Origin of the sequence: Mesohalobacter halotolerans (genome assembly GCF_006120725.1) — a bacterium.
Taxonomy (GTDB): Bacteria; Bacteroidota; Bacteroidia; order Flavobacteriales; family Flavobacteriaceae; genus Psychroflexus; species Psychroflexus halotolerans.
Window position 1 is genome coordinate 46,726 of sequence record NZ_SWMU01000001.1, and the last position, 12,464, is coordinate 59,189.

Below are 12,464 nucleotides of genomic sequence, written 5' to 3' on the forward strand. Positions count from 1 at the left end.
CAAGACGATGGAGACGAAAAATACATTAGCACAATGGATAGATGGTCAATCTGATTTTCCAGAAGATATCCAGGCACGTGAAATTTACGAAAATATTAAGCATTACTCCGCTCAGCTCGAAGCCCCAACGTTTGAAAAGGTTAAGGTTTTTAAAACGATCAAAAACACAAGAGCTTCAAAAACTCAAACCCGTCCTAGTATAAAATCCTATGCATTTAAAATCGCTGCGATATTGGTTTTGGCTGCTGGCTTGTTGGTGTTTTTAAAAGCAATTACTAAGGCTGAATTTACAACTAAAGTGGCACAAAGTCAAACCATTCAACTTCCAGACCAATCTAACGTACTTTTGCAACCTGGCTCAAGCTTAAGTTATAACGACTACTTTTGGTTTCTGAACCGTGAAGTAAAACTTGAAGGAGAAGCTTTTTTTGAGGTCGCCAAAGGTGAAACCTTTACTGTAAAAACCGCTAATGGCGAAGTTAAGGTCTTAGGCACTAAATTTAATGTCAAAACCTTTCATGATGAACTCCAGGTAATGTGTTATGAAGGCCGTGTTGAAGTTTCACAAAACAATCTCTCTGATGTGATTACTCCCAACGAGTTTATAGTTTTAAGTGGTGGTGAAATTAGTAAAGAAACGCTTCAATTAAAAGAATTACCCTCAAAATCTGGATATTTCCAAATCATCAATTCAAATTTTGATATTTTGATTAAGGATGTAGAACGTTACTACGGTGTAGACATTAATTCTAAACAAATTGAAACCAATAAAAGCTTTACAGGTCAACTCCCTAAAAACGATGTTAAAAAAGCCTTAGACATCATATCTAAAACATATCAAGTGCGATATAACACAATCAACGAAAATAATTTTATTTTTGTTGGTGATGAAGGATATTAAATTTTGTGTTTATGTTTTGGTGTTGTTGATTCCTGTTTTATCAATAGCCCAAAACCAAATACCACTAGTAGATTACCTCAACCGCATAGAAAATGAAAAGTCTGTGCGGTTTAACTATCTCCAGCAAGATGTCAAAACTTTAGAAATCACAACGACAAACACCAATCAAGCCTTACAAAACATATTTAATCAAATCTCAACCCAACTTCCTATTAGCTTTGAATGGATTGATAATACCAATATTGTTGTTAAACGTCTAAGTCAATTTTATTGCCTCAAAGTTTTATCTGAAAACCTTAACCAAGCATTGAGTAATGTTTATGTAGAATCTCATGAGAATATTATCAAAACCTATCAAAACGGAACGGTCTTTTTTACAAATAAGCCAAAGAGTAAAACATTAAAACTTTTTAAAGATGGCTATGCTGTAGAAGAAATTGAAGTGGAAAGCCTCCAACCCAACGACTGTAAAATTGTAAAATTAACCCGTCAAATCAATTTAGATGAAATTCAATTAATTGGTTATCTAACCAAAGGTCTCAACCTCAACTCAGATTTATCTATAAGTCTAAATCCTAAAGAATTTGAAATTCTTGCAGGCTTAACCCAACCTGATGTTTTACAAACCATGCAATATGTGCCAGGCATCGTGAGTTTAGATGAACGCATTTCCAACATCAATGTGCGAGGTGGCACACACGACCAAAATTTATTTCTGTGGAATGGCGCTCGACTGTATCAAACCGGACATTTTTATGGGATGATTTCGGCTTTAAATCCTTCTATTGCTCATCAAGTCAACATTTATAAAAATGGTAGCTCCGCCTTTTACACCGAAGGTTTATCATCGGTTGTAGATATTTCATCAGCCGCAAAACCTTTAGACCAATCTGAATTTGAACTATTTGCAAACTTTTTGGAAACAGCCGGAAAAGCCGATATCGCTTTATCAGATCATTCACAACTCAGAGTGGCAGGTCGATACGCTTTTTCAGATATTTTTGACACCCCAACTTTTGAAAATTACTACGACAAGATTTTTCAAAACACAGAAATTTCAGCTTTAAGTACCAATGAAAATTTAAGACTTTCATCCGATGTAGATTTACAGTATTACGATGCCAATCTCCAGTTTCAAACGGCTTTTAACGACAATACAACTTGGCAAATTAATGCTATGGCGATTTCAAATGAGCTCTTATTTGTTGAAGAAAACATCAACACACAAGACCAAAAAGATAACTACCTCACCCAAGAGTCTTATGTGGTGTCAACACAACTTGATAAAAACCTATCTGAAAACGTATCTTTATCTTCTCTGGCATATCTCTCCTATTATAAACTTGAAGGTGAAAATGCTTCGGTCTTAAATAATCAATTGCTGAATCAAACTAATGAAGTTCTAGATTATGGTCTAAAATTAAGAAGTGATTTTGAGCTTTCTGAGCAATACAAATTCAGCTTAGGTTATCAGTTTAATGAAATAGGCATTAGAAATGATAATATCGTAAATATTCCAGAAGTTGAAATTCGTCAAAAATCGGTTTTACAAACGCACGCAGGTATTGTTGAATTTAAAGCTTCAAATTTTGATCATAAACTCAAAACAACTTTAGGCTTACGTGCTAATTATTACGATAAATTTTCTGAGTTCAAGTTTGAACCCCATCTCAACATGTCTTTTGCTATTATCCCGAGTTTTGATGTGGTATTGATGGCAGAGCAAAAACACCAAGTTACAGCTCAGGTGATTGATTTACAAAACGATTTTTTTGGAATTGAAAAACGGCGTTGGGTTCTCGCTAACGAAAATGAAACCCCAATTCAACGTTTAAGACAAGTTGAAATAGGTCAGGTATTTAACAAGAGCTCTTGGCTACTGACAGCAAACCTGTTTTATAAAAACGTAGAACGTATCACTTCGGCGAGTCAAAATTTTCAAAACCAATTAGAATTTTTACAACTCTCCGGAGATTACCAAACCTATGGTGCTGAATTTTTAGTGCAAAAACAATTGCAAAATTTCAGATTATGGCTAAACTACACCTATAATGACAGTGAATATGAATTTGATGAATTTTCACCTTCAGTTTTTCCCAATAATTTTGAAACTTCACATCATGCAGAAACCGGTTTAAGCTATACCACGACAAAAGTGAAATTGAGCTTGAGCGGTCGTTTTTTTACAGGTCGCCCAACTACTCCAATTGACCAAGATATGCCTATTTCAAACCCGGATACAAACCCTGATATCAATTTTTTAGACCCCAATTCAGATCATATCACAGAATATTCACAGGTCAATTTTACAGGAAGTTATACGTTTTTATGGTCAAAATTCAAAGCTGAAATAGGTTTAGCTATTCTAAACTTATTTAACACAAACAATACCACTAATCAGTTTTTTCGATTAAGCAACGACATTCTAGAAGTGGAACGTATCGAAAATCAAGGTTTGGAATTTACACCAAATGCATTTTTAAAAATAAACTTTTAATCTATTGCATATCGCCATCCATGAGGGTCTTCAGTTCTATTATATTGAATATCCTGAAGTTTGGATTTAAAGAAAACATTATATGGATTTTCAACTTCTGGTAAATCGTGATATTTGTTTTGGTATTCAAACCCGGTTACTTGAGCAATAGTTGCAGCTGTTCCTGCGCCAAATATTTCTTTCAACTCTCCTTTTTCAGCAGCCTCGACTATACGCTTAACTTTAACAGGACCGACTTCAACTTCTATCCCATTATCTTTAGCCAATTGAATGACACTGGCTCGTGTCACTCCTTTCAATATTCTTTCATTAGTTGGTGCGGTAACGAGCTTATCATTTATTCTGAAAAAAATATTCATAGTGCCAGCTTCTTCTAAATACTCGTGCTTGTCAGCATCAGTCCAAATGACTTGTTCGTATCCTTTTTCTTTGGCTAAATTGGTGGGGTAAAATTGGGCGCCATAATTTCCTGCAGCCTTTGCAAAACCGACACCACCACTAGCAGCACGACTGTATTTTTCAGAAAATAATACCTTTACAGCTTTATTATAATAGGCTTGAGCCGGACAAGTGATAATCATAAATCGATATGATGTCGAAGGCGCAGCCGCTACACCTTTTTCTGTAGCAATCACAAAAGGACGTATATAAAGTGAATTGCCCTGACCTTTTTTTACCCAGTCATGGTCAAGAGTGATAAGTGCTTTTAAACTCTCAAAAAAATAGTCTTTTGGAAACTCTGGTATCGCCAAACGTTTAGAGGATTTATTAATTCGCTCAAAATTGCGTTCCGGTCTAAATAACCACACTTGATCATTGTCGTCTTTAAAGGCTTTCATCCCTTCAAAAACCGCCTGACCATAATGAAAAACCTTTGTCGATGGGTCAAACTGCATAGGACCGTAAGGTACAACTTGTGGTCGCTGCCATTCACCATCAACAAAATCACAATACATCATATGGTCAGAATAAACTTTACCAAACGGTAGATTGTTAAAATCAACTTCGTGAATTCTTGACTGTGAAACTTTTTTTATATCCAATAGTGCAGCTTTTCTTTCCATTTGATTATTTTTGTATTCGCAAATATAATTGTTTTCGAGCAGTTTTAGATTTGCTTAAATATTAAATTTATCCTATAATTAGCCCTTAAAATACTTTTAAATTATGAAATATTCAATAATCTGCCTGTTTTTTTTAATTTTTGTTTCTTGTAAAGACACTCAAAAACAAAGCAATCAACAAGTTGAACAACCAAATCAAGAGATAACAGAGACCTCTAAAAAAGAGTTTTTTGGAGAAAAATTTGATCTTTCAAACCCAATCGAAACCGAAGAAGCTTTGATGACATATCAAGATATGAAAGTGGGTGATACTTTAGAGATAACTTTTACATCAAAAGTGAATTCTGTATGTAAAAAGAAAGGCTGCTGGATGCGCTTAGAATTACCCAATGGACAAGAAAGTTTAGTCCGGTTTAAAGATTATGGGTTTTTTGTTCCAAAAGATATCGAAAATCAAACCGCTATTGTTCACGGTAAAGCTTTTGTTAAACAAACTCCTGTTGAAGATTTAAAACACTACGCCAAAGATGCAGGTAAAACAGCAGAGGAAATTGCAGCTATTACCGAGCCAGAATTAACTTACAGTTTTGAAGCTGATGGTGTTTATTTACAGTAGTTTTTAGTTGAAAGTTGGGAGTTGAAAGTTGGAAGTTGGAAGTTGGAAGTTGGAAATTTAAAAGTTACAAGTTACTTTTTGTGGTTTCTCGTTTTTCAATTTTAGGTTTTTAATTTGAGTTTAATTAGGTATATCTAATTTGAAGAAGCAAATTATCACCACAGCTGATGGTTCTAAAACTATTCATTTCCCTGAATGGAATGAGAGTTATCATTCAAAACATGGTGCCATACAAGAAGCCCAACATGTCTACATCAAGTCAGGCTTAGATTTTAGACTAAAACAGGATGATACTTCAAGTTTAAAGGTTCTAGAATTTGGTTTTGGCACTGGGTTAAATGCCTATTTGAGTGCGATTTATGCTGAAGCAAATCAACTTTACCTTACCTATCACAGTATTGAAAAATATCCTTTAAATCAGAAAGAAATTGATAGCGTTAATTATGTTGAAATTTTAAAAACTAATAACTCAGAGTTTGACAGCTTGCATTCTATTGAATGGGAAAAATCTATAAATATTAACGACTATTTGAAGCTCAAAAAAATACAAGCAGATTTTAAAAATTTTGAAGGCCAAAATAAATATGATGTCATATTTTTTGATGCTTTTGGCCCGAGAGTTCAGCCCGAACTATGGGGTAAATCCCTTCTTCAGAAGTGTTTTAGCCTGTTAGCTTCAAATGGTGTCTGGGTGACTTATTCTTGTAAAGGAAGCGTGAGAAGAGATTTACAAGATATTGGTTTTCAGGTTAAAAAAATTGATGGACCACCTGGCAAACGCGAAATGTTGAGAGCCATTAAAAAATCAGTCTAAACCAAAAATTGATTTAAGGCGATAGATCCCATAAGTTATGTTTTTTGGATTTCATCAATGATGTCTTTTACACCGAGTCCATACTTATCAAGCAAGGTTTTTGTATCACCATGGGGAATAAAAACATCTGGAAGTCCCATGGAAACGATTTCAATTTGTGGGTGTTTTGTGCTGAGATAAGATTTTACAGACTCGCCAAAACCGCCACTGACAATAGCATCTTCAACGGTGATGATTTTTGAATAGGTTTTTGCAATTTCATCTAAAATTTCAGTATCTAATGGTTTTACAAATCGCATATCGTAATGCCCAATCGACTTTCCGATGTATTCTATAGCTTTAGAGACACTTTTACGCATTTTTCCTAAGGAAAGCACAGCAACATCTTCACCTTCTTTTAAACAAACAGCTTCACCCATTGGTATATTTTCAAAATCTATATTCAGGTCATTTACATCACTTTTTCCTCTTGGATATCTTATCACTAAAGGCTGCTTTATACCTAAACTAGCTGTATACAATAAATTTTTTAGATCTTTAGCACAAGATGGTGAAGCGACAATTAGATTTGGAATGGCTTTCAAAAAAGCAATGTCAAATACCCCGTGATGCGTTGCCCCGTCTTTGCCGACAATGCCTGCACGATCTACACAAAACACAACGGGTAGATTTTGTAGAGCCACATCATGAATGAGTTGATCATATGCCCGTTGAAAAAAGGTAGAATAAATGGTACAAAAGACTTTAAAACCTCTTGTGGCCATACCCGCACTGAAGGTTACCGCATGTTGTTCTGCAATACCCACATCGAAGGCGCGGTCAGGAAAAACATCCATCATATATTTCAACGAACTTCCAGTAGGCATTGCAGGAGTTACACCTATTATTTTTTCATCGTGTTGAGCCAAATGCAGAATGGTTTTACCAAACACATCTTGATATTTTATCTTTTTATCATCTGTTTTGTTCTGAAAGGTTTTTCCGGTAATTTTATCAAATTTTCCCGGAGCGTGGTATTTTACTTGTTCAATTTCTGCGGGTTTTAAGCCCTTGCCTTTTTTGGTCATAACATGAAGAAATCGAGGGCCTTTAATTTTTTTTAAGTTTTCAAAAGCTTTAATAAGGGCATGAATATCATGACCATCTATAGGCCCGACATAAGTAAAATTTAAAGCTTCAATAATGTTAGACTGCTTGGGTTTATAACCAATTTTAGCCTTGGTTAAATAATTTTTAAGTGCACCTACACTCGGGTCAATTCCAATAGCATTATCATTAAGAATAACCAATAAATTCGCCGAGGATACACCAGCGTGATTCAGGCCTTCAAAAGCCATTCCAGAAGCAATTGAAGCATCTCCTATTACAGCGATATGTTGTCTTTCTAAATTTCCTTCAAGCTCAGAGGCAATGGCCATACCCAAAGCTGCAGAAATTGATGTTGAACTATGCCCAACACCAAATGTATCGTATGGACTTTCAACACGAGACGGAAAACCTGAAATACCACCAAATTGTCTGTTGGTGTGAAACGTATTGCGTCGACCTGTTAATATTTTATGACCGTAAGCTTGGTGTCCGACATCCCAAATTAATTGATCATCTGGTGTATTAAAAACATAATGTAGGGCTACCGTCAATTCAACACTTCCAAGACTTGCACCTAAGTGCCCACCATATTCAGACACCATTGAAATGATGAAATGTCTTAACTCCTGAGCCACCAAAGTCAATTTGTCTTGTGAAAGTTGACGCAAATCTTCGGGTGAATTGATATTTTCTAAATACTCCGCTTTCATTTCAACAAATATATGGCTTGATTTTGTATTTTTAGGCTATCAAAGCCCATAATGGGCATTTAAAAAACAAATGTAATTGTAACGACCATAACTTATACTGAATGAAGGTTTATAAATTTTTGTATTGTGAAAACAGAGTTTGATGATGCTTATTTTATGCAAAAGGCTTTAGATGAAGCGCAAAAAGCTTATGACCGAGGCGAAGTCCCGGTAGGTGCTGTAATTGTTATAGACAGTACCATAATCGCTAGAGCCCATAATCTTACTGAAACCTTAAATGATGTCACAGCTCACGCTGAAATGCAGGCCATCACTTCTGCAGCCAATTATCTCGGTGGTAAATATCTAAATCAATGCACGATGTATGTTAGTTTAGAGCCTTGCCAAATGTGTGCCGGTGCCCTGTATTGGAGTCAATTGAAAAAATTGGTATACGCCGCCAGCGATCACAAACGCGGTTTTGAAGTAATGCAAACTCAACTTCATCCAAAAACTAAAGTCCTCAAAGGCGTTTTGGAACAAAAAGCCTCACATTTGTTAAAACGCTTTTTCTTTGAGAAGCGTTAACCTCGAGTAGCTAAAAAATACTTATCAAACCTCACAGGTCTTGAAAACCTTTGAGGTTTATTCAATATATTTTTCAAAGGCTGTACCCATCACCACCATATCTGCACCGGCCCGATATGCCGATTTACGTTGATCTTTGGTTCTGATTCCACCACCTACAATGAGTGGCAGGTCGACTTGAGCTTTAACTGCTTTTATGATTCTGGGATGAACCAGATATCTGGCGCTACTTCCTGCTTCCAAGTAAATCAACTGTTTACCGGCATACTGTGCAGCCAAAGCCACATCGACCGTTTTCTCGACTTCGGTTTGTGGAATAGCTTTGGTCTCAGTGACACGTTCTGTGGTACAGGTTTTCCCTCCGTCGATGAGAATGTAACCCGTTGGAATAATTTCTAATGCTGTGCGCTTAAGGTGTTTTACACTCTTAACTTGCTGATGAATGAGATATTCCGGATTATCGCCAGACATTAAACTTAAAAATAATATAGCGTCTGCGAAGGATGAAATTTGATTGACATTTCCATGAAATAGAATGATCGGCAGATTACTTGAAGCCTTAATGGCCTTGACCACCAAATCCGTTTTATGATTCTCGACAGTACTTCCACCGACAAATATAAAATCCGTTTCCTCTGGAAGGCGATTTAGGATGGCTGTCATCTTGCCTGTTTCTACTTTATCGGGGTCAATCAAAACTGCAAAAGATTTCTTTTGAAGCAATAAATTTTCCTGTATCTGTTTGAGGATGTTGGATTGAGCAATCATAAATTTTGGCCTGAAAGGGTTTTGTAAATTTCTAAGGCTTTACTATCGCTTAACGATGCAATACGACTACTCAATTCAATTAACCAGAACTCTGTGTCCAAATCCTCAAATTCAAAATCTTTAAGAAAAGCTTTGAGGATTACATTGTCAAAATGATTGGCCTTATCGGTTAAACGGTTTTCGATCGCTTGACTAAAGTGCTCTAAAATTTCTGTAATAACACGATATCCCACCGTTTCTTTTTCCAGCACTTCCTGACTTTGATAGATTTTCTTAATACTGATTTGAATAATATCTTCAATCTGGGCTTTGTAAGGAGAATAATCAATCAGTGGTTTGTCGAGTTGACCTTTTCTAATGTCTTCTTCGTGGTGAATAAAGGCTTGAACTGCATCTTCAATCAATCGGCCGATGGCTAAAGATCTGAGGTAACTCACTCTGTTTTTTGTGGTAGAGAGTTTGAAGTATTTGTCCTTATCAATGCGTTGGTTGACCAATTTTGACAAATATTCTAAAGCATATTCCTCTGGAATTAAACCCAAATTGATGCCATCCTCAAAATCGATGATGGTGTAGCAGATATCGTCAGCTGCTTCAACCAGATAAGCCAAAGGGTGTCTGTAATACTGAGATTGACGCTCATCTTTTAGTCCCAACTCCGCTGAAACCTCATCAAACAAGGGTTTTTCGGCTTTAAACACACCGTATTTTTTGCGCGCGACATGTTTTGAAGTTTCTACTGGAAACGATGCTTTTGGGTATTTTGTAAATGCACCCAGAGTCGCATAAGATAAACGCAATCCACCAAAACTTCCGTTTTTAGTTTCCGTTAAAAGTTTAAATCCATTGGCGTTACCTTCAAATTTGATTAAATCCTGATAGGCCCAGTCTGATATTTTATCTCTAAACCGTTTGCCTTTACCACGCTCAAAAAATGCCCCAATGGCCTTTTCGCCAGAGTGACCAAATGGTGGGTTACCAATATCGTGAGCTAAAGATGCTGCCGCAACAATAGCTCCAAAATCGTTAAAATGGTAGCCAAGTGTTTTTTCTAAATGAGGATATTTTTGAATAATAGCTTTTCCGGCCTGACGACCTAACGAACGACCGACCACGGACACTTCTAAGCTGTGAGTTAAACGGGTATGCACAAAATCGGTTTTAGACAACGGTATAACCTGTGTTTTATCCTGCAAGCTTCGAAATGCAGAAGAAAATATAACCCGATCGTAATCCACTTCAAAACCTAAACGGGCATCGTCTTGTTCTTTACGTAAACGTTTAGTGGTATCGCCTTGGCGTTTTAAGGATAAGAGTTTTTCCCAATCTAACATAAGTGCATTTTATGAAGCTAAAATACATTATTCATTTAATGTAAAACAAAAACCCCTTTTGAAAATTTCAAAAGGGGTTTAATAAACCAAAAATCAAATATTATTATCTTCTACTTCTAGACCGTCTTGTAGAAGTGCTTGCTTGGTTGCTTATATTTCTACTTGATTTATTATAGGCTTTATTTGGTTTCCTCGAATTACTGGCAACAGAATATCGTCTGGTTGAAGGCATTTTGTTGACCTTTTGACTTCGATTTGACGTTCTTCTATAATCATTTTTAGCGCTCTCTTTATTTCTATTATTTCTAAAAACTCCATCCGTTCCGGTATTACGAGTTGTCAAAGTCTTATTATTTCTAGCATTTCCTTTAGAAACCCTTCTAGGGTTTTGTCGGGTACTCGTTTCTCTTCTCGAGTTAGTTGTATTTGTACTAGCAACTCTAGTGCTTTGTGCTCTTGTGATTTGGCGGTTTCGCCTTTGTACATTAGACCTTATTTGTCTTTCACTTCTATTTCTAGGTGATTGTGCATATCATTGGTTAGATCGATTTGCCCGTTTCCTGATATGAGGATTATGTCTATTAAAATTGAAATGTCTCACATTATTTCTATACGGTCTGTAATAAATATGTCTTACCAGTCTATAATATTGTCTATAGGGATGTGGACTCAATAGGCAATATTGTGCTGGCGGTAGAGCATAATATCGATGCCAAGGTCTCCAAACATATCTTCGGTTAAAGTGATTGATAAACCCGCGTTGTCTCCAAAACACATTACTTCTATAAAAGACCTGCATACCACCAATTCTACTCACAAAACCGTAATTATTATAATATATCAACACATTGCCAACTTGATTCACCCGACCAAAACGATCATAAAAAATAGGCGTATTTTGTATTTGGATGACAGCACCATAAGCATCATACTGCACATATGGGTTATAGTTAAAGCCGGTATTAAAGCTAAAAGTAAGGTTTGAGCTTGAAAACCCAACATTGACGTTTGGCCCATAATTAGGCAGATAAAAATCAAACTGACCATCTTGGAATACTGAAAATTCAATCCCTTTTTCCATAAAAATAAAAGAATGACCTTGATTAAAGTTCATGTGATTTGAATGGTTTGCCCACCCAGACGTACTGAAAAACACAAACCCTACTAGTGAAAAAATAAATCGTTTCATGACATTAGGTTTTAAGGGCTATAAATTATATTGGGCAAAGTTTGTGCCATAAATATTAAAGAATTGATTATCATTTACTTAACAGATAATCAACTCTACATAAAATTCAAAGTATTCATAATATCCTCATAAAACTTATTAATTTTTATGTATTATTAATTAGTCTGTTAAAAGTTTTCTATATATTGAAATAAAAATAGAATCATGTTAGATACAATTACAATTTTAGCACAAATTGCAGTAGCTGCCTCAGTAGCGTTTGTGTGGATTTTAAGAATGCATAACGTTAAAAAAGAATTCAATCAATTTGGATTAAGTTTAAAGGTGAGAAGTTTTGTAGGTTTTGCAAAAACAGCTATTTCTACTTTATTGGTTGTTGGAATTTGGTATCCAGAGTTGGTGTTTTACGCTGCTATTGGCATGGCTCTTTTTATGGCATCAGCTCAATATTTCCACTGGTCTGCGGGCAACCCAATTAAACAAAAATTACCATCATTTATCCTTTTACTTTTAAGTATTTTTATTGCACTAAGTTCTGCTGAAATCATCTAAATGTCATCATTTACATTTTGCATTTTATTGTCAAGTATCTCTTTTCTCGGCTATGCACTTGCCTATTTTATGGGGACAAAGATGAAAAATGAGTTTGTAAGGTTTGGGTTAGAAAAATATGCTTTAATTACCATTGTTTTTGAAATTATTGGTGCTATTGGTCTGTTAGTAGGTCATTTTTTAGATATACCTTTATTACTCAAGATTTCAGCTATAGGGTTAACCCTTATGATGTTTTTGGGCATTCTCGTCAGAATAAAAGTAAAAGATGGATTGTTTGTCATCCTGCCTGCTTTTTTCTTTTTTGTGCTGAATGCGTTTATAACGTGGTTTTCTTTTAATTAAATATTTTTTTGTTTATGT

The 12,464-nt window shown here is 35.5% G+C and carries 14 protein-coding genes; 7 read left to right on the forward strand and 7 right to left on the reverse strand.

The features are described 5' to 3' along the window. The first annotated feature begins 7 nt into the window (after nt 1–7). Nucleotides 8–901 carry a FecR family protein gene (locus FCN74_RS00200; protein ID WP_138930586.1) on the forward strand — a complete coding sequence of 298 codons (894 nt, stop codon included), beginning with the start codon at nt 8–10 and terminating at the stop codon, nt 899–901. Beyond that, the gene (locus tag FCN74_RS00205; RefSeq protein WP_138930587.1) at nt 888–3,398 is read left to right on the forward strand and encodes a TonB-dependent receptor plug domain-containing protein; all 2,511 of its coding nucleotides are present in this window, start codon (nt 888–890) and stop codon (nt 3,396–3,398) included. Before FCN74_RS00200 ends, FCN74_RS00205 begins: the two co-directional genes overlap by 14 nt. Here FCN74_RS00205 and FCN74_RS00210 read toward each other — a convergent pair. Beyond that, nucleotides 3,395–4,462, reverse strand: coding sequence for a branched-chain amino acid aminotransferase (locus FCN74_RS00210; RefSeq protein ID WP_138930588.1), 1,068 nt, complete (start codon nt 4,460–4,462; stop codon nt 3,395–3,397). The genes FCN74_RS00205 and FCN74_RS00210 overlap by 4 nt on opposite strands. Nucleotides 4,463–4,565: 103 nt before the next feature. Between FCN74_RS00210 and FCN74_RS00215 the strand changes: the two genes are divergently transcribed. After that, nucleotides 4,566–5,078, forward strand: a complete 513-nt coding sequence (locus tag FCN74_RS00215; protein ID WP_138930589.1) for a DUF4920 domain-containing protein — start codon at nt 4,566–4,568, stop codon at nt 5,076–5,078. 139 nt (nt 5,079–5,217) lie between these two features. Beyond that, on the forward strand, nt 5,218–5,892 hold the full coding sequence (gene mnmD / locus FCN74_RS00220; RefSeq protein WP_138930590.1) for a tRNA (5-methylaminomethyl-2-thiouridine)(34)-methyltransferase MnmD: 675 nt from the start codon (nt 5,218–5,220) through the stop codon (nt 5,890–5,892). Between the two features lie 35 nt (nt 5,893–5,927). Here mnmD and FCN74_RS00225 read toward each other — a convergent pair whose 3' ends face one another. Then, nucleotides 5,928–7,691 (reverse strand): 1-deoxy-D-xylulose-5-phosphate synthase, encoded by a 1,764-nt coding sequence (locus FCN74_RS00225; protein WP_138930591.1) that lies wholly within the window; start codon nt 7,689–7,691, stop codon nt 5,928–5,930. A gap of 126 nt (nt 7,692–7,817) precedes the next feature. On the opposite strand from FCN74_RS00225, the gene FCN74_RS00230 reads away from it, so the two are divergent. Beyond that, nucleotides 7,818–8,258 carry a nucleoside deaminase gene (locus tag FCN74_RS00230; RefSeq protein WP_138930592.1) on the forward strand — a complete coding sequence of 147 codons (441 nt, stop codon included), beginning with the start codon at nt 7,818–7,820 and terminating at the stop codon, nt 8,256–8,258. Between the two features lie 57 nt (nt 8,259–8,315). Here the strand turns inward: FCN74_RS00230 and FCN74_RS00235 are convergent, their stop codons facing one another. The 5 genes from FCN74_RS00235 to FCN74_RS00250 all read right to left on the reverse strand — a co-directional run bounded on the left by FCN74_RS00235 (nt 8,316) and on the right by FCN74_RS00250 (nt 11,549). Further along, on the reverse strand, nt 8,316–9,026 hold the full coding sequence (locus FCN74_RS00235; RefSeq protein ID WP_138930593.1) for a geranylgeranylglyceryl/heptaprenylglyceryl phosphate synthase: 711 nt from the start codon (nt 9,024–9,026) through the stop codon (nt 8,316–8,318). Further along, nucleotides 9,023–10,360: a dGTP triphosphohydrolase gene (dgt, locus tag FCN74_RS00240; RefSeq protein WP_138930594.1), complete on the reverse strand. Its 1,338-nt coding sequence runs from the start codon at nt 10,358–10,360 to the stop codon at nt 9,023–9,025. Before dgt ends, FCN74_RS00235 begins: the two co-directional genes overlap by 4 nt. Nucleotides 10,361–10,463: 103 nt before the next feature. After that, a complete protein-coding gene (locus FCN74_RS00245; RefSeq protein ID WP_138930595.1) occupies nt 10,464–10,703 on the reverse strand; it encodes a hypothetical protein in 240 nt (79 codons plus the stop codon). Beyond that, complete coding sequence (locus tag FCN74_RS11980; RefSeq protein WP_171047068.1) at nt 10,700–10,846, reverse strand: hypothetical protein; 147 nt, start codon at nt 10,844–10,846, stop codon at nt 10,700–10,702. The genes FCN74_RS00245 and FCN74_RS11980 overlap by 4 nt, the downstream gene beginning before the upstream one ends. Before the next feature lie 46 nt (nt 10,847–10,892). Then, nucleotides 10,893–11,549 carry a hypothetical protein gene (locus FCN74_RS00250; RefSeq protein ID WP_138930596.1) on the reverse strand — a complete coding sequence of 219 codons (657 nt, stop codon included), beginning with the start codon at nt 11,547–11,549 and terminating at the stop codon, nt 10,893–10,895. Nucleotides 11,550–11,753: 204 nt separating this feature from the next. On the opposite strand from FCN74_RS00250, the gene FCN74_RS00255 reads away from it, so the two are divergent. Then, nucleotides 11,754–12,101: a DoxX family protein gene (locus tag FCN74_RS00255; RefSeq protein ID WP_138930597.1), complete on the forward strand. Its 348-nt coding sequence runs from the start codon at nt 11,754–11,756 to the stop codon at nt 12,099–12,101. Beyond that, complete coding sequence (locus tag FCN74_RS00260) at nt 12,102–12,446, forward strand: DoxX family protein (RefSeq protein ID WP_138930598.1); 345 nt, start codon at nt 12,102–12,104, stop codon at nt 12,444–12,446. It begins immediately after the preceding gene. The last annotated feature ends 18 nt before the right edge of the window (nt 12,447–12,464 follow it).